Raw genomic sequence first — 25,528 nt, 5'->3', positions numbered from 1 at the left:
AAGCGGCTTCAATATCTATTCCGGCAAAGGTGTCCTGCTCGAAGCGCTGCCTTACAGGACGCTGCGTGAACAGGCGATCGAAACCGGCAAGCGCCTTCTGTCCCTTGGCCTGAAGCCGGGCGACCGGGTCGCCATCGTGGCGGAAAGTGATGGCGATTTCGCCCGTATTTTCTTTGGCTGCCAGTATGCGGGGCTGGTATCTGCCCCCCTGCCACTGCCTGTCGCCTTTGGCGGGCGTGAAGGCTATGTCGGCACCCTGCGCGGCATGATTGAAGGGGCGGCGGCCTCCGCCGTGGTCATAGCCTCGATCATTTCGTCATGGACGGATGAAATCACGGCAGGTCTGGACCTGAAATTTGCTGGAACACCGGCAGAACTTCTGGAAACACCGATCACGGTGGACACCCTGCCCGCCATAAATGCCGAAGATCTGTCCTATCTTCAGTTTTCATCCGGCAGTACCCGTTTTCCCATGGGGATTGCGGTAACGCAGCGTTCCGGTCTGGCCAATGCCCATGCCATTGCCCTTAACGGGCTGAAGGTGCGTGAAACGGGCGATCGCTGCGTATCGTGGCTGCCGCTCTATCATGACATGGGGCTGGTGGGCTTTTTCCTGACGCCCATGACGTGCCAGCTTAGCGTCGATATGCTGCCGACGCGGGAATTTGCCCGACGCCCCCATGTATGGCTGGATCTGATCAGCCGGAACCGGGGCACGATTTCCTACAGCCCGTCCTTTGGTTACGAATTATGCGCCCGGCGCGCCACGTCGATCGAGCTTGACCTCTCGTCATGGCGGGTTGCGGGGATTGGTGGCGATATGATCCGCTATCATATCCTTGAGGATTTTGCCCAGCGCTTCGCATCCTCCGGGTTCGACGCGGGTGCGTTTACCGCCAGCTACGGTATGGCTGAAGCAACGCTTGCCATCAGTTTTGCGCCGCTTGGATCGGGTATCCGCACGGATACGATCGACCTGCGTGCGCTGGAGACACGTGGCGAAGCCATCCCTTCCAACGATCCCGCGCGCGCGCTGCGCACCTTTGTGCTGTGCGGTGAAGTGCTGCCCCAGCATGAACTCGAAGTCCGCAATGCGCAGGGGCAGGTCCTGAAGGACCGCGAGATTGGCACCATTTTCGTGCGCGGCCCCAGCCTGATGCAGGGATATTTCCGCAGGCCGCAGGAAACCGCGCGCGTGCTGGATTCCGCAGGCTGGCTGAATACTGGTGATCTGGGCTACATGCTGGATGGTCAGGTGGTCGTAACCGGTCGCGCCAAGGATCTCATCATCATCAATGGCCGCAATATCTGGCCGCAGGACCTCGAATGGTCGGCTGAAACCGAAATCAGCGCCCTGCGCAGCCGGGACGTTGCCGTATTTTCGGTTGATGAGGATGAGGGCGAAAAGATCGTGGCCCTCGTTCAGTGTCGTGCCTCCTCCCCCGAAGCACGCGAGACGCTTAAAACCGAAGCCGCCAACCTGTTCCGTCGGCAGCACGGCGTGGATGTCTCCATCATTCTGGTCCCGCCCCACACCCTGCCGCAGACATCTTCGGGCAAGCTGACGCGGGCGCGGGCAAAGGCGATGCTGCTGTCCGGCGCGTTCCAGCCGCTGGAAACAACGTCTGTTTCGGTTGGCTGAGGGGGTACCCGCTGACCCTTCCCCCTTTGGGCAGGGCTGAAACGCGGGACTGGTCAAAAACCTGTTTTTCGATCATAAGACTTCCGGTTAAGAACAGATTACAATCCCAACCCGCGGTCCCGGATCGCGGGCAGGCCATTCATGCTGATCCCCTGCCCCACGGCAGGCCGGACGTGCGATAAGGATGTAGGAATGACTGAAACGGTAGCGAGCGTCTCCGCGCTGATCGTGAAGACGCTGCTGGCGAACCCCAAGGTTCCCCGTGATATCAATGGCAGCAGCAAGATCGTTGAGGATCTGGCCTTTGATTCACTGGCCGTCATGAACTTTGTCATGGAAATCGAGGATACCCTTGATGTTTCCGTGCCGCTGGACCGGCTGGCCGATATCCGTACCATCGATGATCTGGCTGCCTGCATTGTATCTCTCAAGCAGGCATCCTGACGCATCATGTCCATTTTCTCAAAATACGAGGGACTGGCGACAGCACTGTCGGCAGTGACCGCCGGTGGTGGCCGCAACCCGTTTGATGTGGTTATCGAAAAGCCCATTTCTTCTACTGTCGGGCTGATCGAAGGGCGGGAAACGCTCCTGTTCGGTACCAATAACTATCTTGGCCTCAGCCAGTCTCCCGCCGCCATTGAAGCTGCGGTCGAGGCTGCGCGGGCCTATGGTGTGGGCACAACCGGATCGCGCATCGCCAACGGAACCCAAGGCCTGCACCGCCAGTTGGAAGACCGTCTGGCAGCGTTCTTCCGCCGTCGGCACTGCATGGTATTCTCCACTGGCTATCAGGCCAATCTGGGCACGATTTCCGCACTGGCCGGCAAGGATGATTACCTGCTGCTTGACGCGGACAGTCATGCCAGCATCTATGACGGCAGCCGTCTGGGCCATGCACAGGTCATCCGTTTCCGCCATAACGATGCTGATGACCTGCACAAGCGCCTGCGTCGCCTTGAAGGTACGCCGGGATCGAAGCTGGTGGTTGTAGAAGGCATCTATTCCATGATGGGCGATGTCGTACCCATGGCGGAGTTCGCAGCGGTCAAGCGGGAAACCGGCGCATGGCTTCTGGCTGATGAAGCCCATTCCGTTGGCGTGATGGGCCAGCATGGCCGTGGCGTGGCGGAAGCCGATGGCGTGGAAGATGATGTGGACTTTGTTGTCGGCACTTTTTCCAAAAGCCTTGGCACGGTTGGCGGCTATTGCGTATCCAACCATGCGGGCCTAGACCTGATCCGGCTCTGTTCGCGTCCCTATATGTTTACCGCGTCCCTTCCGCCGGAAGTCATCGCCGCGACCATGGCGGCACTGGATGAACTGGAAAACCGCCCCGAACTGCGCGTGCGCCTGATGGACAACGCCCGTCGGCTGCATGCCGGACTTCAGGCTACCGGCCTGCGTACCGGTCCGCAGGCCAGCCCGGTGGTGTCCGTCGTTCTGGATGAAGTCGAAACGGCGGTAGCGTTCTGGAACCGGCTGCTGGACCTCGGGGTTTATGTAAATCTCAGCCTGCCGCCCGCGACACCTGACCAGCATCCGCTGCTGCGTACCTCCGTCATGGCGACACATACGCCCGAACAGATCGATCGGGCGGTTGAGATATTCGCTGCTGTCGCAGGGGAAATGGGGATCAACCCCGCCGCCTGAAGAACCCTGCCTGCCGTAGCGACCATAGCAGATACGGCAGGCAGATCAGCGGATGCCGCTCCGAAAACGGCCCCAGCGGCAGTTCAATGCCTGAATGGCGTCGGATCTTCCACGCGATGTAGCGTGCGCCACCTTCAAACGTGAATGCCCCCTTGAACAGGCGGCTGACATTCAGGACCGTACCCAGCCGGTCACGTAACCACCACCCTTCCCGCATGGCGCGACGCTGTTCCGCAGTCAGCCGGGGGTGCAGGACCGCGCCATCGCGCGTAAAAGCCACGCCATCGGCCAGCCAGATATCGGGTAACAGCGCATTATAGCGCTGTTCATGCCCCTGTAGCAGGGTCCGGGGCCTGCGTCCGTTTTCGACCCGCAATTCGGCCCCATAGGTATGGGCAAAAAGCGCCAGCCAGAATTCGGCGGCCGTGCCCTGTTCCGGCCCCAGCGCTGCGGCCCAGCGCCCGGCCTGCCCTACCGCGCGGATAATACAGCCCAGAATGGCATCCGCCGCTTCTGGTCCCCTGACCCATACCAGCCTTACGGGCTGGCAGAAACGCGCCCATACGGTGGTATCGAGTGTTGCGCGTCCCGTCATGCGGCGGAACTGCGTAATGGACAGAATGGCCACCTTGGCGCGGATGATACGGCCTTCCACAGGAATCTCGTGATATTCCACATTGGGCGGCAGGAGTTGATTGGCCTTGCGCGCCAGATAGCCTGACTTCCAGTCCGTCAGATCTTCCACCACCACATAGAAATCCAGAATACCGTCCGGATCTGGCTGACGCAGGGCTGACCCGTAAAAGATCACGCCCATGGGGCGGGCCGCGCCAATCAGTCGTGTCACGAACTGGGTGACAAACGGCGCAACGGGCTGGACCAGATCATCCGCCAGCGCATGGGCGATGCGACCGGCGGCGGCGGCACGGCTGGACGGGATGGGCTGGGACATGCTCGTCATTCCTCAGGCGTGGATAAAATCAATGGGAGCGGTGGAGGACAGGATGATCCGGCGTGCAGGACCGGGGGAAAAAACTTCCCCGTCCAGCACGAAGTCGGAGTCCAGCGCCATTTCGATACGCTGCTCGCACCCGCTGCAGTAATCGGGATTGTCCCGCAGCCACGCGGGATGCCGCCCCCGGAGCAGCGCCCATGACGCCGCCACCAGACGGGAGGGCTGGCCTGCAACATGTAGGTAATTGATGGCGTCGTCACGCGCACCGTCCGCCGTCCAGAATGGCCATATGCCATGGGGCAGGAACTGCAGTGTGGTGGAAAGGAACAAGAAGCAGTTCCCCTGCCGCCGCACGCGCTCCCCCGCCTGTATCGTGATCGGGTCCCCACGCATCCATTGCTGGCGGGAACGACGTTTGAGCAGATGGGCGACCGAGGACAGGAAGGAGACCACAACGGCCATTTCATGCGCATAATTGTTCAGGATCGCCGGCTGGTGAGCCAGTTCGATCCCGCGCGTGAACGCCGCCGCCCCGTGGAACATGCCGACAACCGGTTCGCGCGCATCGCTTTCGGGCCATTCCACAACCAGTCCGCAGCGCCTGCGCACATTGCGCCGCAAGCTACCGGACGCAGCCAGATGCTGGAGACGTTCGAGCGCTTCAAGCCCGCGCATGCCGAAGCCCACATCCCCCGCGATCAGGTTGGTATTGCCCGAAGGCAGGACCGCAAGGGCGGGAAGGCGGTCGGGGGCATAATGGCGGCGGACTGCCGTCAGTACGTCGCTTACGGTGCCATCGCCCCCGTCTATGACGATACAGTCCATGTCGCTCGCTGCCAGTTCGGCAATATGGGCATCCAGACGGATGCGGTCGGCAGGATCGATGAAATTCTCTCCCAGCAGGTTACGGGCTGTCTGGGCATATAAGCTGCCATCGCTCATATTCCGCCGGCTGCGCGGGTTGTAAACAAGCGCAAAACGTCCGGTCACTGATTATCCCATCCCTGTCTGAAATTTGACGTACAGGCCATAAGCAACCATCTGCCTTCTATTGCAAGGCAGGAAAAGACGGAGCGCCCCCACGCGCGGGCAGGCATAACATGCGCCCGCGCCACGATGGCCGCCAGAAGGCGGGGAAAGAGGTCAGCTTGAGCACGATCACAATAGCCCATATTTCGGACCCGCACCTTCCGAGCGAAATGGCGCCGCCACGGCTGACCGAACGGCTCAACAAACGCATGTTCAGCTATCTTTCATGGACAAGGCGCCGCCGTTTCATACACCGGCCGGAAGTTCTGGCGCGCGTGATGGGGGATATCGCCACCAGTCAGGTAGATATGATCGCCCTGACGGGTGACCTGACCAATATGGGCCTGCCGGGGGAATGCCGGCAGGCGCGACGCTGGCTGGAACAGATGCCTGCCCCGTGTACAGTCATACCGGGGAATCATGACACCCTTGTGCATGACGACTGGCAGGCGACCGTTGGACTATGGCAGCCGTGGATGGGGCCGCTGCCTTTTCCCTTCGTGCGCCGGATCGGCAATGTGGCACTGATCGGTGTCAGTACGGCAGTGCCGACACCATGGTTCCGGGCGACAGGCAGAATTGGCGTTCATCAGTCCAGACGGCTGCGGACAATCCTGCACGGGGCCGGGCAGCAGGGCCTGTGCAGGATCGTCATGATCCATCACCCCCCGGTTCCGGGCCTGGCCGTAACACGCAAAGCCCTGACAGATATCCGGAATTTTTCTGAATGTATTGCATGCGAAGGGGCGGAGATGATCCTGCACGGGCATATCCATCTTTCCGCCCTCTCCTCCCTCCCCGGTCCCGCGGGCGGTGTGCCGGTCATCGGAATCGCTTCGGCTTCGGCCCGGTCGGATGACCCGCTGCGGGCGGCGGGCTGGAATCGTATTACGGTCAGCCCCCGTGGGAATGGCTACGAAATTGGTGTTACAAGACGTTTCTTTCCTGCTGACGGCACTGCGGGCACAACGCGGGAAACTATTTTTGATCCATCCCCTCCATCCCGCTGTTTTTCCGGTATAAGCACGCCTTGATGAGCCGCACGTCCTCTCTGCACCGGATATTGGGAAAACTGGCACCCAGCACGATGGATCGCTATCTGCTGCGACAGGTGGTGCCACCGTTCTCCATCGCCCTTGGCGTGGTGATGGCTGCCCTGCTGCTGGAACGGCTGCTGGTGCTGTTTGACATTCTGGCTGCCAATGGCAGTTCGATGAAGACCTTCTTCGGGCTGCTCAGTGACCTGATCCCCCACTATCTGGGTCTGGCGCTGCCCGCGGCCATGTGTGTAAGCGTGTTTTCCGTCGTCCGGCGCATGAGCGCGAATCATGAGATCGACGCACTGACCGCAAGCGGCGTGTCCATTTTCCGCATATGCCAGCCTTTTGTCCTGACCGGAGCGGTATTCGGCGTTCTGGCTTTTTCGCTTTACGGGTTCATCCAGCCCTATGCGCGCTATGATTATCGCGCGGCCTTCTATTTCGCCAGCCATGCCGGGTGGACGCCCCACCTGCAGTCCAAGATGTTCGCGGCATCCGACGATGTCCTGCTGACGGCTGAAACGGTCGACCATGCCGGGTCGCGGCTGTGGCATGTCTTTATCCGCGACAACACGGACAAGGCGCATGTCCGCCTGATTTCCGCACAGAAGGGCTATCTGTACAACCCTGCCGATGGGTCGCGCATGCGGCTTGATCTGGTGGATGGCACCATCATAACCGACAGTCAGGACAAGCCCCCCTCGATCACCAGCTTCACCCGCACCACGCGCCTGATCTCACGCGATGCCAAGATAGATGAGGAAGCTTACCGCAACCGGGGCGAGAGCGAACGCGAACTGACCGTGCCGGAGTTGTATTACGGCATAAAGCATGGCTATCCGGGCATCAGCCATTCCTACATGGTGGCCGAACTTCATTTCCGTCTGGCGCGCACGATCGCCATTCCTTTCATTCCCATACTGGCCTGTGCACTGGCAGGCGTGCGCAAACGCCAGCGTGGCAACCCCGGTCTGGCCATTGCCGCCATTACGCTGGTCGGTTTTGACCATACCCTTCAGATGGGAATGAGCTTTGTGGCCAACATGCACATGTCGCCCCTGCTGGTGATGTGGCTGCCCACTTTCGGCTTTGCCATCATCTGCACCGGCATGCTGATCCGGCAGGCTGGCGGGCTGCGCATCCTGCTTACCAAAGGTCCCGCGCTGCCCCCCCGCGAGCTTTCGGCTGATGGACTGCCGCGCCACATTGCGAAAGGTCGGGCATGAAGCACAGGCTCCGCCTTGGCTGCGGCACGGTCCTGCTTGGTTACCTGTCGCGTGAACTTCTGACCAAGGTGTTCACCACGGCCGTCATCGTGGTGTCGCTTATGGAGATCCTCGCCCTGCTGGAGCAGGTGACGGAAATCATGCACCGTCATCTCGGCCTGTCCGGGGTGCTGTATTACGGGGTGATGCACCTGCCGCTGCTGTTCGGCAACGCCATGCCGATCGCGGTGCTGATCGGGGCGCTGCTGACCCTGCTGCAACTGACCACATCGAACGAGATTTCGATCATGCGCGCGGCGGGCCTGTCCACGCCGGGGCTGATCAAGCTGTTCCTGCCCACCATCCTTGCGCTGGGAGTGCTGAGCGGCGTCGTGGATGACCAGCTTACCCCGCGCAGCGAACTGGCTCTGGCGCGCTGGTGGAACGAGACAACGCCCGGCGCGATCAACAACTGGCACAATTACTGGATCCGGTCGCATGATGACGTGATCAACATCAACTATCTCGATCATGGCGGGGCGCACCTGAAAAACGTGACCATCTATCACCGGGACCACCAGTCCCTGCTTCAGAAGGTCACGACATTATCCGACATGCACTACGAACACGGGCATTGGTATGGCACCCCTTCGCGCATACTGAGTGTCATAAGCCCGGCCCGCATCGACCTGCTTGATACCCCGCCGGGGCAGACGGTGCGCGTGGACTGGCCCCCTTCCCTCACGCCGGACCATATCATCCAGCTTACCATCAGTTTTACCCAGTCGGTCGGCACGATGCTGGATGAACAGCGGGGCACGCTTGCGTCCAGCCAGTCGCCATCCTTCTTCATGACGGAAATACTGGGACGCATCATGTTACCCGTGACATTTACGGTAATGCTGTTACTCGCGGTGCCGGTGGTCTATATCCCGCCCCGGGCCGGTACGCGTAGCTGGCTTCCAATATGGTGTCTGGGTGCAGGTCTGCTATTTGTTGTATTCCAGGGTCTGTTACGTGCCCTGGGAAATGCGGGAACGTTGCCCTCTCTTATGGCAATATGCGTCGGGATCCTGATTTTCATCCTTGGCGTCATCACCGTGCTACTGAGGATCGAAGAGCGATGATTACGAATACCCTGAAGAATAGTTCCATTCGCACGGGCCGGAGCTTCGACCTGGGCAAAATGAACCTTCGGCAGCTCTGGATTGCCTACCTCACCTATCCCACCATCATGCTGTATTTCGTGCTGGCCATCGCCAGCTACGCGGTCATGGTCCTTAGCTGCAAGTCCCTGCTGCCCATCGCGATCAGTATCGTATCCGTCATGCTGGTCTATCCGCTGGTATGGTACTGTATCCATCGCTTCATCCTGCATGGCCGGTTTCTCTATCGCATGAAATGGAGTGCCTCCCTGTGGAAGCGCATCCACTTCGATCACCATCAGGACCCCCACCTGCTTGATGTCCTGTTCGGCTCGCCGCTCAACACAATTCCAACCATAGCCATCGTGACCATTCCCATCGGTTACGCGATCGGCAACATGGCGGGGGCCGCTGCGGCCTTCGGCGCGGGGCTTACCATCACCTGCATCTATGAATTCTTTCACTGCATCCAGCACCTGAACTACAAGCCCCGCATGCGCTGGATCCAGCGCATGAAGCAGCGTCACGTGCTGCACCATTTCCATAACGAGAACGGCAATTACGGCATCACCAGTTTCGTGGCTGACCGGCTGTTCCGCAGCTACTATGTCGATGCCCGCAGCTTCCCGCGCAGCCCCAGCGTCTTCAACCTGGGCTACGACGTGAAGGAGGCACAGCAGTATCCGTGGGTCATGGAAGAAACCGGCGCGCCCCCGCGTGACCGGCCCGATGGGGCAAACGTCACCCGTAACGCAGCGTGAGCACCGGGATGGGGCTGAACGTACTCGTACTGGCGGGCAGCAGGCCCGGCCGCATCGACCCGATGGCGCAGGCCGCGGGCATTTCACACAAGGCACTGCTGCCTGTCTGTGGCATCCCCATGATCCAGCGGGTCATCCGTGCGCTCCAGTCAGTCGAGGCGATTGACCGGATCAGCATCTGTATCGAGCAGCCCGAGGTGCTGGCTGGCATCGTACCCGATACGGTCACCTTCATTCCCCCTGCACCCGGACCGAGCGCCAGCGTGATGAAGGCGCTGGACCTGCTGGGCACGCCGCTTCTGGTCACGACAGCCGATCATGCGCTGCTGAAGCCGGAATGGATACGCAGCTTCATACAGGCAGCACAGGACAGCGATTGCGACGTAGCGGCGGGGATTGCGATGGAAGATGCCATCCAGCGCGATGTACCGGGCACAAAGCGCACCATGATCCGTCTGGCCGACGGTGCCTTTTCAGGCTGCAACATGTTCCTGTTCCGCACGCCCGCAGCTTACGGCGTGATCCGCCTGTGGCAGAAGCTGGAAGCCGAACGCAAGCACCCGCTCAGGATGGCCCGCATTCTTGGCCCCGGCATCCTGCTGCGCTTCGTGCTGCGCCGCCTGACGCGCGCTGATGTCTGCCGCCGGATCGGGCAGCTTTCGCATGCGCGCGTCGCCATGGTCCCGCTCCCCGATGGACGCGCTGCCGTGGACGTGGACAAACCGGCCGATCTGGATCTGGTGGTCCGCCTTCTGTCCGCAGCACCCGCACACTGATACTGCTCCCGCGCGCCCATGCTTCGCCCTTCCGCGCCGCAGGTCCAGTCAGCCATCCGCACTGGCGCCAGCCAGCTATGCAGGCTGCATGGATGGGCGGTCTTGCATGAATTCACCCTGCCGGACCGCAGGCGCGCGGATATCATGGCCCTGACACCGGAAGGTCGCCTGATCTGTATCGAAATCAAGTCGGGCCTGCCTGATTTCCGTGCCGACCATAAATGGCAGGACTACCTGCCATGGTGCGACCAGATGTATTTCGCGGTCAATCACGACTTCCCCCGCGCGGTCCTGCCTGAAAACACCGGCCTTATCATTGCCGCGACCGGCAGCAGTCGCGCCGGAGAGGAAACCTGCATTGACTGTGCGATCATACGCCCTGCGCCGACTGCTCCCCTCGCCCCGGCGCGCAGGCGGCGGCTGACGCTGCAGTTTGCGCTACAGGCTGCATACCGTCTGGGTCAGATGGAAATGCCTCAGGTGGAACAGGCGGTAAAAACGGCATTACGTGTAGACTAGATTTCTGACAGGAGAGATTACCCCGATGACACAGGCAATTCTGACCCGCTTTGAAGCCGCACGTTCGGTCGTGCGCGATGCCGCCGCGCTGGCCATGAAAATGCGTCCGGCCCCCGGCGGCCCCAAGGGTACCCAGAAAAGTGCGCAGGACTGGCTGACCGAAACGGACGGGGCGGTGGAATCCTTCATTTCGGAACGAATCGGTGCCCTGTTCCCGCAGGACGGTTTTCAGGGTGAGGAAGAAGGGCGCACCCGGACCGGCAGCCTGCGCTGGGTCGTGGACCCGATCGATGGCACGTCCAACTACGCGCGCGGGCGCAACCGGTGGTGCATATCGCTGGGTTTGATGGATGGTGACACGCCTGTCGCCGGCATTATTGAAGCCCCTGCGCTGGGCGAAACCTATACGGCGGTGCGGGGTCACGGGGCTTTCCTTAACGGACAGCGTATCCATGCTTCCCCCGTAACCGACACCGCATCCTCCCTGATCGAGATGGGGTGGAGCAACCGCGTTCCGCCCGGCGTGTTCCAGGAAAAGATTGACGCCATCCTCAACCTTGGGGCCATGCCACGTTCGGGTGGTTCGGGGGCCATCGCGCTGGCGGAAGTCGCATGCGGGCGGCAGGACGGCTATCTGGAAATCCGCATCAACCTGTGGGATGTGGCGGCTGCCCTTGTGCTGCTGGAAGAAGCCGGTGCGCGTGTCTCCCCCTTCCTGCGCGATGGCGGTCTTACGGACGGCATCAGCATTCTTGCCGCCGCCCCCGGTATTGCCGATGCCCTGTCGGACGCGGTTGGGGTATCCTTTTAACCACGGCGAATATATTCGCCCCGATGGGCTTGCCTAAGCGGCCATGATTCAGCCATGAAAACGGACCACTCCAAAGCACGGGCCGTTTGGGTGAATCTGCCGTTACGAATCGGAAGGGGAGGACGGGTTTGAAGACGTTTCATCTTATCAGGACATCACTCGCCACTCTGGCCCTTATGATGCCCCTGCATGCAGCCTTCGCGGCCAGCATGGAAGAAGAACAGAGTCTGGTTGACCGCGCCACCCTGACCGTGCGTGACATGTTCTCCACCGCGACGGCGGGCAGCAAGGTGACACGCTATCTTGCCGATTCACGCGGTGTAATCATCTGCCCATCGGTCTTCCGCATGTCGATCGCCTTTGGCGGCGGCGGCGGTGGATGTGTTTTCCTGACGCGCGATGCACATGGATCATGGTCCGATCCGGCATTCTACCGCATGTCATCCGCCAATTTTGGCCTTCAGTTCGGCATGCAGGATGTGGAAGTCATGCTGTTCGTCATGACCGATCAGGGCGTGCAGTCCCTGCTGGACAGCCAGATGAAGCTGAGCGCGGACGTGGGAACCTCCTTCGCATCGTCTGGCTCCGGGCTGGAAGCAGGCACGGCGGGCGAACACAACACGTCCATCAAGGGTGTGCAGAAGTCCAAGGGACTGTTCGCCGGGGCCGCGATTGGCGGGTCCAAGATGCGGGTAAACAGCCCTGCCAACCGCGCCTACTATAACCAGATTGTCGGACCGGAAGACATTGTGGTGTCGATGCGGGTCAACAATTCAGGCGCCGACCCGCTACGCGCCGCCCTGAGCGAGGTCCTGACCACGGCACAGGCCCGACCGGACAGGAACGGCCAGACCACAACGCCTGCCGCAGCAGCCACCCATGGCAGCGCCGACACACTCCCCATGAACACCGCCCCTACGGGCGCGGTTACGAGTCAGAGCCTGCCGCCACAGTAACTGTCGGTATTTCCTGATTATCTGTAGCAGGCAGTCCGCTATTTTTTAGGCTGGACTGCCTGTTGGGCATGCTTCGTGGCCCGGAAGACCGAAACATGCCGATTATGGTCACTCAGGGTGGATGCAAAATCATGCCCCCCATGACCGTTGGCCACGAAGTAAAGCTGGTCGCCCTGTGCAGGATGAGCCGCCGCGTAAAGCGAAGCCATACCCGGTGAACAGATCGGCCCCGGCGGCAGCCCCGTAATGACATAGGTATTGTAAGCGCTGGGCTGCAAAAGATCGGCATGCGACAGGCCGTGCCCAAGCGGCCCTGCCCCCTGATTAAGCCCGTACACCACAGTAGGGTCCGACTGAAGCCGCATGCCATCATGCAGGCGATTAAGGAAGACACGGGCTATGACAGGCCGCTCATCCGCAACAGCGGTTTCCCGCTCGATCATGGAAGCCAGAATCAGCAGGGCGTGCCGGTCCACAATGGCCGGGTCCACTTCACGGCCTTCCCATGCCTGATCCAGCGCATGGTCCATCTCATGCTGCATGCGCGCAAGCATCTGCGCACGCGGCATGCCCCATTCATAATCGTACGTCAGGGGCATGACCGATCCCTCTGCCGGGAACGGAAAACTGCCTTCCATATACGGCGCGCGTTCCAGCAAGGTCGCCACCTGAATGGCGGACAGCCCTTCCGGTATGGTCAGCCTGTGTACGACCGGCTTGCCATGCCGCAGCACCAGCAGGACCTGACGGATGGAAGCATGGGCGGGAAAAACCAGTTCGGCGGCATGAAACGCGCCGTCCACACGGGTCAGGGCGGTGGCGCCAGTGAAGACCCTGCGTGTCAGGCTGCCATCGTCCAGCACGCCAGCCTGTTGCAGGGCGGCCAGCACCTGCAGCGTGCCACCATGGGGAATTACAACCGTGCGTTGGTCCGTCAGCGGACCGGGCGCATCATAATGCCGCAGCGCGACAAAGCTGATGCCCAGACCTGATACGACAAGCAGCAGGAATACCAGCCCCAGTGCTGCCAGAACCCTGCGCACGATGTCTCCTTACTTTTTTGAAGAAAGAGGTGCCCGCAGGCACCCCCGTCATACGCCGCGCAGGATCACGCTGGCATTTGTCCCGCCAAAGCCGAAGCTATTGGACAGGATGGTGTCAATCCTGCGTTCCTGCGCCGTATGCGCAACGCGATCGATCACGCTCTCGCGCGAAGGATTGTCCAGATTGAGCGTCGGCGGTGCGACATTGTCGCGGATGGCCAAGATGGAATAGATCGCCTCGATCGCACCGGCAGCCCCGAGCAGATGCCCCGTAGCCGATTTGGTGGACGACATGGCCAGCTTGCGCGCATCATCGCCGAACAGACGCTCGACTGCTTCCAGTTCAAGGTCATCCGCCATGGTGGACGTGCCATGGGCGTTGACATACTGGATGTCCGCCGTGGTCAGCCCCGCGCTGCGAAGCGCGTTCTGCATGGCGCGATAGGCACCTTCATGCCCCGGAGCAGGCGCCGTGATGTGATGTGCATCGCCGGACATGCCGTAGCCGATCACCTCGGCATAGATCTTCGCGCCACGCGCCTTGGCGTGTTCGTATTCTTCCAGCACCACAATGCCGGAACCCTCACCCATAACGAACCCGTCGCGATCGCGGTCCCACGGACGCGACGCCTTTTCCGGCGTATCGTTAAAATGGGTGGAAAGGGCCTTGGCGGAACAGAACCCCGCAATGCCCAGCGGGCATACGGCGGCTTCCGCCCCACCCGCAACCATCACGTCCGCGTCATTGAGCATGATCATACGGGCGGCATCGCCAATGGCATGGACACCGGTGGCGCATGCCGTGACGACCGAATGGTTCGGTCCCTTGAATCCGTATTTGATGGAGACATGCCCGGATACAAGATTGATCAGGGCGGACGGAATGAAGAAAGGCGACAGGCGGCGGGCCCGACCTTCCTTTACCGTCACAGATGCCTCGTAGATGGTCTGGAGACCACCAATCCCGGCACCGATCATGACACCGGTGCGGCAGCGATCTTCTTCCGATTCCGGCTTCCAGCCCGAATCCTCGACCGCTTCGGTCGCGGCAACCAGACCCAGATGGATAAAGCGATCCATCTTTTTCTGGTCCTTGACCGGCACCCAGTCCGAAAGGGTCAGGCCGCCACTTCCCGTCGGCCCCGCGGGCACTTCGCCCGCGACCTGTGCCGGCAGGTCGGACGCATCGAACGCTGAAATACGGCCAAAGCCATTTTCCCCGGCCACCAGACGTGACCAGTTGCGCTCAACACCCAGTCCGAGAGGGCTGACAATGCCCATACCGGTTACGACAACGCGTCGCTGTCCAGATGTCAATCCGGTAGACTGCATCAACCCGTCCTGCTCCCTGAAAGTAACGATACCTGACTGAATTCGTATAATACCATGATCGGAACCAGAGGCCGATCAGGCAGCCTTCTGCTTCTCGATGTAGTCGATCGCGTCCTTGACGGTCGTGATCTTCTCGGCGGCGTCTTCAGGGATCTCGACGCTGAAAGCTTCCTCGAAAGCCATGACCAGTTCGACCGTGTCCAGGCTGTCCGCGCCCAGATCGTCGATGAAAGACGCATCCGGGGTGACCTTGCTTTCGTCAACACCAAGGTGCTCGACTACGATCTTCTTAACCTTATCGGCGATTTCGCTCATCTGTCTCTGCTTCCTGTCTGCCCCTGAAAACCGGGCGGTTCGAAACGTGTTCGTCCTGTAACGTCCCTGAAAACCGGTAGTGCGTACCGGCCCTGCTTCGGACGAAGCTGCGGGCGATTAGCACGGTTTTGATGCCACCGCCAAGGCGGCGATTGCATTTCGTGTCCGTTCGCCCCGCAATTAGGGGGACAGCCGGGCTGTCAGGACTATCTTTTTTGTCACTTCAAGCCCGCTGTCCAGCAAAATATCACATCCGTCAGACCATCGCCATGCCGCCGTTGACGTGGAGGGTGGCCCCGGTAACCCATCCGGCCTCGTCCGAGGCAAGGTAGACCACGGCTGGCGCGATATCCTGCGGCTGGCCCATGCGGCCCAGCGGGATGGAACCCACCAGCTTTTCCTTCTGCGCATCGGGCAGCACGTCGGTCATGGCGGTCTGGACAAAGCCGGGGGCGACGGTGTTCACGGTCACGCCGCGGCTGCCCGCTTCCTGCGCCAGCGACTTGCCCATGCCGATCATCCCGGCCTTGGCCGCCGCGTAATTGGCCTGCCCCGCATTGCCCGTCACCCCCACGACGGAGGCGATATTGACGATCCGTCCGGCCCGACGGCGCAGCATGCCCTTGAGTGCTGCGCGACACAGGCGGAAGGGGGCCGCCAGATCCACATCCAGTACGCGCTGCCAGTCGTCATCCTTCATACGAATCGCAAGCGTATCGCGCGTCAGACCGGCGTTGTTGACCAGAATGGCCAGCGGCGCGCCCGCCTTTTCTTCCGCGCTGGCAATCAGCGCATCAGCCGCGGCAGCATCCGACAGGTCGGCAGCACAGACATGCAGCCGCTCCGCCCCGCCCTGCTCGCCTATGCTGGCCGCCACGTCCTCCAGCACGCCCTGCCGTGTGCCAGACAGCACGACAACCGCCCCCTGCGCATGCAGCGCGCGGGCGATCTCGCGCCCGATTCCACCCGAAGCCCCGGTAACGAGCGCAACTTTTCCATCCAGCCTGAACATAACCCGTCTGTTCCCCTAACTATCCATCACCCGGACATGACCCGCGCATGCGCGGGGTTCCATTTTTTAGCGTGCAGCCAGAAAGGCCTCGATATCGGCGGGGGTCCCGACCGAACGGGTCGCGACATCGCCATTGATGCGGCGCACCAGTCCGGCCAGCACCTTGCCCGCGCCGATTTCGACAAAACTGTCGACACCCATGCCCACCATTGCCTCGACACTCTCGCGCCAGCGCACCGTGCCGGTAATCTGGCGCACCAGCAGGTCACGGATCATGTCCGGTCCCGTTACCTTGGCTGCCGTAACATTGGCCACAACGGGCACGACAGGCGCGTTGATGACGGCATCGGCAAGGGCTGCGCGCATTTCCTCTGCCGCCGGTTCCATCATGGAACAGTGGAAAGGTGCGGAAACCGGCAGTTTCAGCGCGCGCTTGATGCCCTGTTCCCTGGCGATGGCTATGATGCGGTCGATCGCCGCCATCTCGCCCGCCACGACCACCTGGCCGCCACCATTGTCGTTCGCGACCTCGATTACCTGCCGGTGCGTTCTGCCTGCCTCATCGGTGAAGTCGGCGGCTTCCGCGCACATGCTGGCGGCGCGATCCATATCAACACCGATCAGCGCGGCCATCCCCCCTTTGCCGACCGGCACGGCCTTCTGCATCGCATTGCCCCGCACACGCAGCAGGCGTGCGGTCTGGGCGATACCCAGCGCGCCGGTTGCGGCAAGGGCGGAATATTCACCCAGCGAGTGACCGGCCACCAACGCCACATCGCGCTTCATGTCCACGCCGCCTTCACGTTCCAGCACCCGCAGCACGGCGAGAGAAACCGCCATCAGCGCGGGCTGGGCGTTGTCGGTCCGGGTCAGGTCTTCCATCGGTCCTTCGAAAATGATCTTCGAAAGGTGCTGGCCCAGCGCGTCATCGACTTCCTGAAACACTTCCCGCGCAGGGGCGAATGCCTCGGCCAGATCGCGTCCCATCCCAACTGACTGACTTCCCTGACCGGGGAAAACAAAGGCTTGCACAGGCATGACTTCCATCCAGACTAGTAGTGTTTTTCAGATTACCCGCGTGATGCGGGTTGCGGCAGGCAGTGTCAATCATCATCACTTTTCCCGCCGCAGCAGGTGAACCGCCAGAAGCAGCGCATCCCATGGCAAGGCCGCCACCTCCCGCCCCCGCCAGAACCATCGCCTGCGCCAGTCCTGCGCGGCGGGTAACCGTGGCGGCGGCACGGGGCAAACCCGCCATCCCATCATGCGCATGAGCAGCAGGCAGCGCGGCAGGTGATAGGCGCTGGTGGTGACAGCTACCGGCCCGACATGTCCACGCTGGCGCAGCAGGCGTGAGCAGGCGAGGACGGATGCAAGGGTGTCGCGGGCCGTCTCCTCAGCCAGTATGGCGTCGGGCGGCACCCCAGCCCCGACAAGCTGCCTTTCCATGACCGCGGCTTCTGTCAGGCCCGAAGGAAAGGATGGGCCGCCGGTGGGCATGTACATCACCGTGCCCTGCCCCATACCAAACACATGCGCGGCTGCGACACGCATGCGCAGGGTACGCGTCGCCGTGCCATCAGGTCGCAGTCTTGCCCCGAATATGACGACGGGCAGAATGGCCGTATCCCGCGCCATCAGGATCAGTGCGGCGCGCGCAGAAGCACCCGGTTGAGCGATTCCAGCGTGGTGAACACCTGCGCCCATACTTTCGCGAACCGCGTGGCGGACAGGCCGCGTGTATCCATGATCGCGGCGATATCCCCCACTGTCCGTTCCCCATCAATCAGCGGCAGGATACCCCGCGCCTGCGGTGGAAGGGGAATGGCGACCTGCAGGGTACCAAACGCGAAGGGCAGCCGATCATCCCCCCCCATCATGCGGGCCAGTTCGACGCCGGGTATCTCGCGCATAACGGGCACCGCATCCATTGCCAGCCCATCCGCGCGCTGTACGGGTTCGGATGCCCGACGCACATAGGCGACGTGGGTTGCCATATTGCCCGCGATATCCTCCGCCACGGCCTGACGGTCCCGTTCTGGCAGGGCCGCCACCCGTTCGCGCAGGCGCGGGTCCGCAAGCAGCAGGGCCGGATCGTAGCGCGCGGGTTCCATAAGGCATGTCGCAGCCAGTCCCGCCCGGTCCAGCAGGCCATGGAAGGCCGTGATGTCATAGGCCCGGTCGCGCGGGTTGAGCAGGAGGTCATACAGGCCGGCGTCACCTCCGGTCAGATGATCGCCAAAATTGGTGTTCTGCCGCAGCCATGCCGTTGCGGGCAGGTGCCGCATGACCCGCCGCGCCGTGTCCAGCCGCTGGGCAGGCGTCTCCCCCACCGGGGCAAGGCGTTCGAGCGCGTCCTGCAGCATATAGACGCCCGTGCGCCCGTACGGGGCGTAAACCATAAGTCCCATACCGCCACCGGGGGCCAGAACGGCCTCAAGTGATGCCAGACCGGCATCCGGATCGGGCAGATGATGCAGCACGCCGCAGCAGTCGATGTAGTCAAACGGTTCCGGTGCGATCACGCCAAGGTCCGCCAGATCGCCCTGCACGAAGCGCATGTTGTCCAGTCCGCGCACCTGCGCACGCGCACGGGCGGTATCAAGGGCTGCCGTGGAACGGTCCACGCACAGCACTTCCCCCTGCCGCCCCGCACGCGCCATATGGGTGGCCAGCATGATCGCGCCATCGCCCGTACCGCACCCCGCGACCAGCACCCGCAACGGCAGGGACTGCGGGCGCATTGCACCGAAAACCCAGTAATCGATTTCCCGCAGGTGGCTGGGGCTGCCGATCAGCAACCTGCCCTTTTCATCCCGCGGGTCACGCGCGGGATAGGGATACTGCTCGTACTGGGCCTGCAGGCCAGCGTCGCGCGTATCGCGGGCGCTGGCATCATCCGTCGTGGGGCTGGTTGTCATGGTATCGGGTCTCAGCGCGGCAGCAACTTGCCGCGCTGCCATGCCTCGGCAGCATCTTCGGCACTCATGCCTTCGGAACGCATGGCATGGTCCAGCGCGCTGACGACCTTGTTCCCCAGCGTCAGTTCATCGAGTTCGTCCATCAGGTCCGAATCCATTTCAGCCCGGATGGCGGAGCGCACCAGAATGCGGGCATCCTGTTCCGCGCCATAGGCCCCCTTGGGATCATCAAGCTGGATCAGGCGGTTACCGTAATGCAGGAAGGACGGCTGCCAGGCAGGAATGATCTCCGGCAGGCCGCTTTCCAGAATATGGGCGGCATGATCAAAAGCTTCCGCATCCGGACGGGCGGCAATGGTGAAGCCTGCTTCCGTCAGGTTATAGGCCGCGACAACCTGACGCACCCGGTCCAGAACGGAAGCCGGGGTCACGATTTCCCGCCCGACCGCGCCACCATCCGTTGCAAGCTGCGCCAGTGAGGTCATGCCGCACGCCGCGGCTTCCGGCAGGGACCAGCCAAAGGCGGGACGGTAAAGCTGACCGAAAGCCTGCATGCCCAGTTCCGGGGCCAGAAAGGCCGCATCAACATCCGGCAGCCATGCGGATACGAACAGGTCCACATCGCCACGGCGGACATGTTCCTCCATTTCCGCGCGGGGCGCCGATACATATTCTATTTCAAGATCATAGGCTTCCAGCACGCGTGCCACGGCTGCGGCCGATGCCTGCTGCACGGACGTATCCAGATGCCCGAGGGTCACGGTTGTCATGTAATCTCAACTCCTTGAAGGGGATGCGCGGCCTGTCAGCCCTGCAGTTGGGGAACCTGCACACGTCCCGTACGAACCGGCGCCTTGCGCGGGACGGATTTGGGGGGAATGGCGTAGTCAAACACGACAGTCGCGATGACATACGGCGCTGCGAATTTCTTGAATGCCTCATGCGCCGGGTCGAAATAGGCAGGATCGGTCACCACCGGGCGGCCAACATAGTAGTTGCGGTCCCCTTCGGAACGGAAGGTGACAAGGAATGCCTGCTGCAGTCCCTCATCCACCCCTTCCCCGCTGATCTGCGCGCCGGTTTCGATTGCCGCGACAACGGGGGAGCCATCCTCCCGCCGCGAGATCTGACCCAGCGCCATGAACCGCCGCACCACTTCCGCCCGCTGCGCGTCGGTAATGGTGGGCAGGAAACGGAACAGGACGATATGACGCACCGTGCCGGGATGGAAGCCTGCGGACGTAAAGACACGCAGCCCGATCTGGGATGCCATGAGCCGTTCCGCACGCGTGGCGTCGCTGATCTGCTCCGCCGCCACGTTGCCCGTTGCCCCCGCGGCCGGGGCGGAAGCCGGGGCTGTATCCGCATGAAGCGGCCCGGCGAATGAAAAACAGCCTGCTGCAAAAAGGGTGGCACCAACGGTATTTGTAAACTGAAGCTTCATCCTGCCTGTCTTTATTCCTGTATTGGGGTGGCGACCATCATGCCGTGGCCATAAGGCGCGCGAATTTGCGCTGGCGCATGCGCAGCAGGTGATACACCACCCTGGCGATCAGCGCATGCAGCCGACCATGGGGCGCCCACCCGATCGTCTTGAGGATCATCCCCGTCACCCGCACCGCGTGGCGCGGCTGATAGAACCGCAATGCGCGCGACATGTAGGCCGCGATGCAGCGTTTGTGGTCATAGGGCATGCCGGGCGGTTCGTTGGTGGTGTGGAAGGCGGAGGCCAGTTCGTCGTCCTCGCTTTCCGTAACCCGGCCCAGCGCAATGCGCGTGCGCTGCCAGACGCCCAGATGCTCGCGCTGCAGGTAGCGGTGCATATGATCGTAGAACAGCTTGAAATGCCGGTATTCATCCGCCGCGATCTGCTTGCAGATTGCCTTGAGCAGCGGTTCCTCCGTCGCATCGGCCAGCGCGGTATAAAAAGACGACGTACCCGTTTCCACCATGCAGCGCGCGATCAGTTCCCCCGTCCGCGACCCCCTGATGGACGCATCCACGTCCAGATCCAGCCGGTAGGACTGCCGGTACCGCTCGAACGCCGCCATGTAATCCCATGACGGATCGGCCATCATGGCCCACCGCCCCAGGGCATCGCCGTGCTGTACTTCTTCCTGCGCCCAGTTATCCGCCGCCTGGCTGAAATCGGGATCATCGGCAAAGACGTTCTTCAGGTATTGAGCGTAGTCAAGACCATTACGCTCGACAACCGATGCGGCCTTGATCAACGGGACAATATCGGGGGCCACCCGCTGCGGGTCGAAACGGTCCCAGTTCATCTGTTCAATGCGCCAGTGTTTCATCGCAACCTGTCTTCTGTCTCTTCTCCACCATGGCGCATAACGCACGCCCCTGCCGGGAAGGACATGACACATGTTTCATCTTTACGCCAATCCCGCGCCTGCCCCCTGTCATAGCGGGCGCATATCGTGCTAGGGGCGTTGCCCGACACCGCTAATAAGAAAGACAGATTGGGTCGCATATGAACATTCACGAATATCAGGCAAAGGCGCTGCTGCGCTCCTACGGCATGCCCGTGCCTGAAGGACGTGCTGCCACCACCACGGATGAAGCCATCGCCGCCGCCCGCGCGCTAGATGCTGCTGTTACCGTGGTCAAGGCACAGATCCACGCCGGCGGCCGGGGTGCCGGACATTTTGCCGACAGGCCCGAAGGCAAGGGCGGCGTACGTCTGGCCCGCAACATCGAAGACGTTGCGGATGCGGCCGAAGCCATGCTGGGTTCGGTGCTGGTTACGCGCCAGACCGGGCCTGCGGGCCGTCTGGTGCGCACGCTGTATGTCGAATCCGGCTGCGACATCGCGCGCGAACTGTATTTTTCCATGCTGGTGGACCGCTCGACCGGTCGGCTGGTCATCGTGGCCTCGCCTGACGGCGGCATGGAAATCGAGGAAGTCGCGGCGAACACGCCCGAGCGCATCTTCAAGGAAAGCATCGACCCGGCAAAGGGCCTGTGCGATTACCAGTCGCGTGGCCTTGCCGTGCGCCTTGGCCTGAAGGGCCGTGAAATCCGCGCCTTCCAGAACGTGGTGCGTGCGGCCTATACCGCCTTTACCGGACTTGACGCCGCGATCGTGGAAATCAACCCGCTGGTCGTGACCGGTGCGGGCGACCTGCTGGCGCTGGACGCGAAGATGTCATTCGATGACAATGCCCTGTTCCGCCATCCCGCCCTGGCCGCACTGCGTGACGAGAACGAGGAAGACCCCCGCGAACGCGAAGCCGCCGAATACGGGCTGGCCTATGTCGGTCTGGACGGCAATATCGGCTGCATGGTCAATGGTGCGGGCCTTGCCATGGCGACGATGGACATCATCAAGATGGAAGGCGAGGAACCGGCCAATTTCCTTGATGTCGGTGGCGGTGCGTCGAAGGAACGCGTTGCAGCGGCCTTCCGCATCCTGATCGCCGACCCCAAGGTACGCGGCATCCTTGTCAACATCTTCGGCGGCATCATGCGCTGCGACGTGATTGCGGAAGCCATCATCGCCGCATCGCACGAAACCGGCCTGAATGTACCGCTGGTCGTGCGTCTGGCAGGCACGAATGTCGAACGCGGCAAGGCGCTGCTGGCTGAATCCGGCCTGACCATCATCCCCGCTGACGATCTGGGCGATGCCGCGCGCAAGATCGTATCCGCCGTCCGTAATGCCGGAGCCTGAGTGAATGTCCATTCTTGTCAACAGTTCCACCAAGGTGATTACGCAGGGCTTTACCGGCGCGCAGGGCACCTTCCATACCGAACAGGCCATCGCCTACGGCACCCGCATGGTTGGCGGCGTGACGCCGGGCAAGGGGGACAGCCTTCACCTCGGCCTGCCGGTATTTGATACCGTAAGCCAGGCGCGTGAAGCCACGGGGGCCGACGCCTCGGTCATCTACGTGCCGCCCGCCGGTGCAGCCGACGCCATTCTGGAGGCGATCGCCGCTGGCATCCCCCTGATCGTGTGCATCACCGAAGGCATCCCGGTGCAGGACATGGTGCGCGTGCGCGCAGCCCTGGAATGTTCCGACAGCCTGCTGATCGGCCCGAACTGCCCCGGCATCATCACGCCTGATGAATGCAAGATCGGCATCATGCCCGGCCCGATCCATCGCCGTGGCCATGTGGGCATCGTCTCGCGCTCCGGCACCCTGACATATGAGGCCGTGGCCCAGACTTCCGCCATCGGGCAGGGGCAGAGCACCTGTGTCGGCATTGGCGGCGATCCGGTCAAGGGCATGGACTTCACCGATGTACTGGAACGCATGATCGCGGACCCGGACACGCATTCCATCGTCATGATTGGCGAAATCGGCGGCACGTCCGAGATCGAAGGCGCCGAACTGATCCGCGCCAGCGGCACGCGCAAGCCGGTCGTGGGCTTCATCGCGGGCGCCACTGCTCCTCCGGGCCGGCGCATGGGCCATGCGGGGGCCGTGATTACCGGTGGCCACGAGACCGCCAGCGCGAAGATCGAGGCCCTGCGTGAAGCCGGCATCCATGTCGCCCCCAGCCCGGCGGAACTGGGCACGACACTGGCGCGCGTTCTGGGCTGATCCCTTCTTCCGGCAATGACCCCATAACGATAAAAGTGTGGTCATTGCCGGTTTTGTATGGCACAGCCAGAACGGTTTTCCACCCCCTGACCGCCAGAGGATACCCGACCGATGCCCGACGGGAGCAGCCCGGACACCCTTCACGCGCATGCCAGCGCCACCAGCCTGCCCACGGTAAGGACGGACTGGACGCGCGATGAAGTCGCGGCCCTTATGGCCCTGCCCTTCCCCGACCTGATCTATCGGGCGCAGACGGTCCACCGCGCGCGGTTCGACCCCACGGAAATGCAGATTTCCACCCTGCTGTCGATCAAGACGGGTGGCTGCCCGGAAGACTGCGCCTACTGCCCGCAGAGTGCGATGCACGAGGATGGCGGCGTCAAGGCCAGCCGCCTCATGGCCGTGGAGGAAGTGCTGAAGGAAGCCCGCGCCGCCAAGGCTGCCGGGGCCGCGCGCTTCTGCATGGGGGCCGCATGGCGCAGCCCGAAGGAACATGACCTGGAAACCGTGTGCGCCATGGTGGAAGGGGTCAAGGAACTGGGGCTGGAAAGCTGCGTGACGCTGGGCATGCTCGACAACAGGCAGGCGCACAGGCTGAAATCCGCGGGGCTGGACTACTACAACCACAACATCGATACCTCGCCTGAATATTATGGCGACATCATCTCCACCCGCACGTTCCAGGATCGTCTCGATACGCTGGAAAACGTGCGTGATGCCGGTATCAATGTCTGCTGTGGCGGTATTGTCGGCATGGGGGAAGACACCACGGATCGCGCGGGCATGATCGCAGCCCTTGCCAGCCTGCCCCGTCACCCCGAAAGCGTGCCCATCAACATGCTGGTCCGGGTGGAAGGCACGCCACTGGCCAAAAACACCGATGAAACGGTGGACCCGATTGAATTCGTGCGCACCATCGCCGCCGCCCGCATCACCATGCCCGCCAGCCGGGTACGACTGGCCGCCGGGCGTGAGGACATGACGGACGAAGCGCAGACACTGTGCTTCCTTGCGGGCGCCAACTCCATTTTCTATGGCGAGCGGCTGCTGACGACGCCAAACCCCGCCGCCACGCGCGACCGGCAGTTGCTTGACCGGCTGGGCATGCATACATCCGATCAACACGGCTAACCCGACGCAGCCGGGCGCGGGACCGGCTGGGACATTTCCCGTGCTGGTCCCCTGCTGGCCGCGCGTAATACGAAATCTGGAATATGTCCTACACCGTAAAGGAAATCTTCCCCACCCTTCAGGGTGAAGGGGCGCAGGCGGGCCGCACGGCGGTATTCTGCCGCTTTGCGGGATGTAACCTGTGGTCCGGTCTGGAACGCGACCGGGCGCAGGCGACCTGCCGGTTCTGCGATACCGATTTCATCGGCACCGATGGCGTCAATGGCGGTCGTTTTGCGGACGCGGCACAGCTTGCGGATGCAATCAGCCGGGCCTGGCCCGTGCCGGATACCGGACCGGCCTTTGTCGTCTTTACCGGCGGTGAACCGCTGCTTCAGCTTGATGATGCGCTGATTGCCGCCATGCATGCCCGTGGTTTTGAAATCGCAGTGGAAACCAACGGCACCCTGCCCGCGCCCACCGGCATCGACTGGGTCTGTGTCAGCCCGAAGGCGGGCGCGCCACTGGTGCAGAAAAGCGGCGATGAGCTGAAACTGGTCTATCCGCAGCCTGACCTGCTACCGGAGCAGGTGGCGGATCTGAACTTCCGTCAGTTCTGGCTACAGCCGATGGATAACGCCGAACGCAACCGCAATACCGCCGCCGCGGTTGACTACTGCATGCATCATCCGCAATGGCGTCTGTCATTGCAGACCCACAAGCTGATCGGGATACCCTGAG

At 62.1% G+C, this 25,528-nt stretch carries 27 protein-coding genes (1 of these 27 running past the window's edge); 15 read left to right on the top strand and 12 right to left on the bottom strand.

Features of this window, described 5'->3' with window-relative positions:
• From KSAC_RS00275 to spt, 3 genes are all read left to right on the top strand, one after another.
• Positions 1–1,642: the 3' portion of a fatty acyl-AMP ligase gene (locus tag KSAC_RS00275; protein ID WP_181417367.1), read on the top strand. 98 nt of this gene lie to the left of the window's left edge; the window shows 1,642 of its 1,740 coding nt (coding positions 99–1,740); its start codon lies beyond the left edge, outside the window; the stop codon is at positions 1,640–1,642.
• Between the two features lie 192 nt (positions 1,643–1,834).
• A complete protein-coding gene (locus tag KSAC_RS00270; RefSeq protein ID WP_025812499.1) occupies positions 1,835–2,086 on the top strand; it encodes an acyl carrier protein in 252 nt (83 codons plus the stop codon).
• A 6-nt stretch (positions 2,087–2,092) separates the two neighbouring features.
• Positions 2,093–3,295 carry a serine palmitoyltransferase gene (spt, locus tag KSAC_RS00265; protein WP_110547252.1) on the top strand — a complete coding sequence of 401 codons (1,203 nt, stop codon included), beginning with the start codon at positions 2,093–2,095 and terminating at the stop codon, positions 3,293–3,295.
• Here spt and KSAC_RS00260 read toward each other — a convergent pair.
• Both KSAC_RS00260 and KSAC_RS00255 read right to left on the bottom strand, forming a co-directional pair.
• Positions 3,279–4,247, bottom strand: a complete 969-nt coding sequence (locus KSAC_RS00260) for a hypothetical protein (protein WP_162900379.1) — start codon at positions 4,245–4,247, stop codon at positions 3,279–3,281. The two genes, spt and KSAC_RS00260, sit on opposite strands and share 17 nt — an antisense overlap.
• A gap of 12 nt (positions 4,248–4,259) precedes the next feature.
• Positions 4,260–5,240: a diacylglycerol/lipid kinase family protein gene (locus KSAC_RS00255; RefSeq protein WP_102324295.1), complete on the bottom strand. Its 981-nt coding sequence runs from the start codon at positions 5,238–5,240 to the stop codon at positions 4,260–4,262.
• A gap of 158 nt (positions 5,241–5,398) precedes the next feature.
• Here KSAC_RS00255 and KSAC_RS00250 point away from each other — a divergent pair, with 158 nt between their 5' ends.
• The 8 genes from KSAC_RS00250 (at position 5,399) to KSAC_RS00215 (ending at position 12,492) form a co-directional block, all read left to right on the top strand.
• Complete coding sequence (locus KSAC_RS00250) at positions 5,399–6,313, top strand: metallophosphoesterase family protein (RefSeq protein WP_132303463.1); 915 nt, start codon at positions 5,399–5,401, stop codon at positions 6,311–6,313.
• A gap of 53 nt (positions 6,314–6,366) precedes the next feature.
• A complete protein-coding gene (locus tag KSAC_RS00245; RefSeq protein ID WP_102324296.1) occupies positions 6,367–7,545 on the top strand; it encodes an LptF/LptG family permease in 1,179 nt (392 codons plus the stop codon).
• Positions 7,542–8,651, top strand: a complete 1,110-nt coding sequence (locus KSAC_RS00240) for an LptF/LptG family permease (protein WP_102324297.1) — start codon at positions 7,542–7,544, stop codon at positions 8,649–8,651. Before KSAC_RS00245 ends, KSAC_RS00240 begins: the two co-directional genes overlap by 4 nt.
• The gene (locus KSAC_RS00235; protein ID WP_102324298.1) at positions 8,648–9,430 is read left to right on the top strand and encodes a sterol desaturase family protein; all 783 of its coding nucleotides are present in this window, start codon (positions 8,648–8,650) and stop codon (positions 9,428–9,430) included. Before KSAC_RS00240 ends, KSAC_RS00235 begins: the two co-directional genes overlap by 4 nt.
• An 8-nt stretch (positions 9,431–9,438) precedes the next feature.
• A complete protein-coding gene (locus tag KSAC_RS00230; protein WP_132305992.1) occupies positions 9,439–10,206 on the top strand; it encodes a nucleotidyltransferase family protein in 768 nt (255 codons plus the stop codon).
• An 18-nt stretch (positions 10,207–10,224) separates the two neighbouring features.
• Entirely contained in the window at positions 10,225–10,725 is a 501-nt protein-coding gene (locus KSAC_RS00225; protein WP_132303461.1) for an MmcB family DNA repair protein, read from the top strand.
• Between the two features lie 25 nt (positions 10,726–10,750).
• Complete coding sequence (locus tag KSAC_RS00220; RefSeq protein ID WP_102324300.1) at positions 10,751–11,536, top strand: inositol monophosphatase family protein; 786 nt, start codon at positions 10,751–10,753, stop codon at positions 11,534–11,536.
• A gap of 128 nt (positions 11,537–11,664) precedes the next feature.
• The gene (locus tag KSAC_RS00215; protein WP_456305869.1) at positions 11,665–12,492 is read left to right on the top strand and encodes a lipid-binding SYLF domain-containing protein; all 828 of its coding nucleotides are present in this window, start codon (positions 11,665–11,667) and stop codon (positions 12,490–12,492) included.
• Positions 12,493–12,530: 38 nt separating this feature from the next.
• Here the strand turns inward: KSAC_RS00215 and mltG are convergent, their stop codons facing one another.
• From mltG to KSAC_RS00165, 10 genes are all read right to left on the bottom strand, one after another.
• Complete coding sequence (mltG, locus tag KSAC_RS00210) at positions 12,531–13,535, bottom strand: endolytic transglycosylase MltG (protein WP_132303459.1); 1,005 nt, start codon at positions 13,533–13,535, stop codon at positions 12,531–12,533.
• A gap of 48 nt (positions 13,536–13,583) precedes the next feature.
• Positions 13,584–14,867: a beta-ketoacyl-ACP synthase II gene (gene fabF, locus KSAC_RS00205; RefSeq protein ID WP_102324303.1), complete on the bottom strand. Its 1,284-nt coding sequence runs from the start codon at positions 14,865–14,867 to the stop codon at positions 13,584–13,586.
• A 75-nt stretch (positions 14,868–14,942) separates the two neighbouring features.
• The gene (locus KSAC_RS00200; protein WP_003618476.1) at positions 14,943–15,182 is read right to left on the bottom strand and encodes an acyl carrier protein; all 240 of its coding nucleotides are present in this window, start codon (positions 15,180–15,182) and stop codon (positions 14,943–14,945) included.
• A 256-nt stretch (positions 15,183–15,438) separates the two neighbouring features.
• A complete protein-coding gene (gene fabG, locus KSAC_RS00195; RefSeq protein WP_102324304.1) occupies positions 15,439–16,194 on the bottom strand; it encodes a 3-oxoacyl-[acyl-carrier-protein] reductase in 756 nt (251 codons plus the stop codon).
• Between the two features lie 66 nt (positions 16,195–16,260).
• The gene (gene fabD, locus KSAC_RS00190; protein ID WP_132303457.1) at positions 16,261–17,232 is read right to left on the bottom strand and encodes an ACP S-malonyltransferase; all 972 of its coding nucleotides are present in this window, start codon (positions 17,230–17,232) and stop codon (positions 16,261–16,263) included.
• A 75-nt stretch (positions 17,233–17,307) separates the two neighbouring features.
• On the bottom strand, positions 17,308–17,832 hold the full coding sequence (locus KSAC_RS00185) for a YdcF family protein (RefSeq protein WP_132303455.1): 525 nt from the start codon (positions 17,830–17,832) through the stop codon (positions 17,308–17,310).
• Between the two features lie 5 nt (positions 17,833–17,837).
• The gene (locus tag KSAC_RS00180) at positions 17,838–19,115 is read right to left on the bottom strand and encodes a class I SAM-dependent methyltransferase (RefSeq protein WP_132303453.1); all 1,278 of its coding nucleotides are present in this window, start codon (positions 19,113–19,115) and stop codon (positions 17,838–17,840) included.
• Between the two features lie 11 nt (positions 19,116–19,126).
• Entirely contained in the window at positions 19,127–19,885 is a 759-nt protein-coding gene (locus KSAC_RS00175) for a glycine betaine ABC transporter substrate-binding protein (protein ID WP_110547243.1), read from the bottom strand.
• Positions 19,886–19,920: 35 nt separating this feature from the next.
• Entirely contained in the window at positions 19,921–20,559 is a 639-nt protein-coding gene (locus KSAC_RS00170) for a Dabb family protein (protein ID WP_110547242.1), read from the bottom strand.
• Positions 20,560–20,596: 37 nt separating this feature from the next.
• On the bottom strand, positions 20,597–21,421 hold the full coding sequence (locus tag KSAC_RS00165; RefSeq protein WP_102324310.1) for an acyl-ACP desaturase: 825 nt from the start codon (positions 21,419–21,421) through the stop codon (positions 20,597–20,599).
• Between the two features lie 179 nt (positions 21,422–21,600).
• Between KSAC_RS00165 and sucC the strand changes: the two genes are divergently transcribed.
• The 4 genes from sucC (at position 21,601) to queE (ending at position 25,527) form a co-directional block, all read left to right on the top strand.
• Positions 21,601–22,800, top strand: a complete 1,200-nt coding sequence (sucC, locus tag KSAC_RS00160) for an ADP-forming succinate--CoA ligase subunit beta (RefSeq protein ID WP_132303451.1) — start codon at positions 21,601–21,603, stop codon at positions 22,798–22,800.
• 4 nt (positions 22,801–22,804) lie between these two features.
• On the top strand, positions 22,805–23,677 hold the full coding sequence (sucD, locus tag KSAC_RS00155; RefSeq protein WP_132303449.1) for a succinate--CoA ligase subunit alpha: 873 nt from the start codon (positions 22,805–22,807) through the stop codon (positions 23,675–23,677).
• Between the two features lie 111 nt (positions 23,678–23,788).
• The gene (bioB, locus tag KSAC_RS00150; protein ID WP_132303447.1) at positions 23,789–24,808 is read left to right on the top strand and encodes a biotin synthase BioB; all 1,020 of its coding nucleotides are present in this window, start codon (positions 23,789–23,791) and stop codon (positions 24,806–24,808) included.
• Between the two features lie 83 nt (positions 24,809–24,891).
• Positions 24,892–25,527: a 7-carboxy-7-deazaguanine synthase gene (gene queE, locus KSAC_RS00145; RefSeq protein WP_132303445.1), complete on the top strand. Its 636-nt coding sequence runs from the start codon at positions 24,892–24,894 to the stop codon at positions 25,525–25,527.
• The last annotated feature ends 1 nt before the right edge of the window (position 25,528 follow it).

Origin of the sequence: Komagataeibacter saccharivorans, assembly GCF_004348195.1 — a bacterium.
Classification (GTDB): Bacteria; Pseudomonadota; Alphaproteobacteria; order Acetobacterales; family Acetobacteraceae; genus Komagataeibacter; species Komagataeibacter saccharivorans.
The sequence above is the reverse complement of the archived record's forward strand: the minus strand, read 5'-3'. Positions and strand labels throughout refer to the sequence as shown.

Excerpts from the sequence above, each read along its gene's own strand:
- fabF (WP_102324303.1), bottom strand. The coding sequence starts at position 14,867 with ATGCAGTCTACCGGATTGACATCTGGACAGCGACGCGTTGTCGTAACC.
- bioB (WP_132303447.1), top strand. The coding sequence starts at position 23,789 with ATGCCCGACGGGAGCAGCCCGGACACCCTTCACGCGCATGCCAGCGCC.
- KSAC_RS00245 (WP_102324296.1), top strand. The coding sequence starts at position 6,367 with ATGGATCGCTATCTGCTGCGACAGGTGGTGCCACCGTTCTCCATCGCC.
- KSAC_RS00230 (WP_132305992.1), top strand. The coding sequence starts at position 9,439 with ATGGGGCTGAACGTACTCGTACTGGCGGGCAGCAGGCCCGGCCGCATC.
- KSAC_RS00165 (WP_102324310.1), bottom strand. The coding sequence starts at position 21,421 with ATGAAACACTGGCGCATTGAACAGATGAACTGGGACCGTTTCGACCCG.
- KSAC_RS00200 (WP_003618476.1), bottom strand. The coding sequence starts at position 15,182 with ATGAGCGAAATCGCCGATAAGGTTAAGAAGATCGTAGTCGAGCACCTT.
- queE (WP_132303445.1), top strand. The coding sequence starts at position 24,892 with ATGTCCTACACCGTAAAGGAAATCTTCCCCACCCTTCAGGGTGAAGGG.
- fabD (WP_132303457.1), bottom strand. The coding sequence starts at position 17,232 with ATGCCTGTGCAAGCCTTTGTTTTCCCCGGTCAGGGAAGTCAGTCAGTT.
- spt (WP_110547252.1), top strand. The coding sequence starts at position 2,093 with ATGTCCATTTTCTCAAAATACGAGGGACTGGCGACAGCACTGTCGGCA.
- KSAC_RS00225 (WP_132303461.1), top strand. The coding sequence starts at position 10,225 with ATGCTTCGCCCTTCCGCGCCGCAGGTCCAGTCAGCCATCCGCACTGGC.
- KSAC_RS00175 (WP_110547243.1), bottom strand. The coding sequence starts at position 19,885 with ATGACAACCGTGACCCTCGGGCATCTGGATACGTCCGTGCAGCAGGCA.
- fabG (WP_102324304.1), bottom strand. The coding sequence starts at position 16,194 with ATGTTCAGGCTGGATGGAAAAGTTGCGCTCGTTACCGGGGCTTCGGGT.
- KSAC_RS00260 (WP_162900379.1), bottom strand. The coding sequence starts at position 4,247 with ATGTCCCAGCCCATCCCGTCCAGCCGTGCCGCCGCCGCCGGTCGCATC.
- sucC (WP_132303451.1), top strand. The coding sequence starts at position 21,601 with ATGAACATTCACGAATATCAGGCAAAGGCGCTGCTGCGCTCCTACGGC.
- KSAC_RS00240 (WP_102324297.1), top strand. The coding sequence starts at position 7,542 with ATGAAGCACAGGCTCCGCCTTGGCTGCGGCACGGTCCTGCTTGGTTAC.
- KSAC_RS00180 (WP_132303453.1), bottom strand. The coding sequence starts at position 19,115 with ATGACAACCAGCCCCACGACGGATGATGCCAGCGCCCGCGATACGCGC.
- KSAC_RS00170 (WP_110547242.1), bottom strand. The coding sequence starts at position 20,559 with ATGAAGCTTCAGTTTACAAATACCGTTGGTGCCACCCTTTTTGCAGCA.
- KSAC_RS00235 (WP_102324298.1), top strand. The coding sequence starts at position 8,648 with ATGATTACGAATACCCTGAAGAATAGTTCCATTCGCACGGGCCGGAGC.
- sucD (WP_132303449.1), top strand. The coding sequence starts at position 22,805 with ATGTCCATTCTTGTCAACAGTTCCACCAAGGTGATTACGCAGGGCTTT.
- KSAC_RS00185 (WP_132303455.1), bottom strand. The coding sequence starts at position 17,832 with ATGGCGCGGGATACGGCCATTCTGCCCGTCGTCATATTCGGGGCAAGA.
- KSAC_RS00270 (WP_025812499.1), top strand. The coding sequence starts at position 1,835 with ATGACTGAAACGGTAGCGAGCGTCTCCGCGCTGATCGTGAAGACGCTG.
- KSAC_RS00220 (WP_102324300.1), top strand. The coding sequence starts at position 10,751 with ATGACACAGGCAATTCTGACCCGCTTTGAAGCCGCACGTTCGGTCGTG.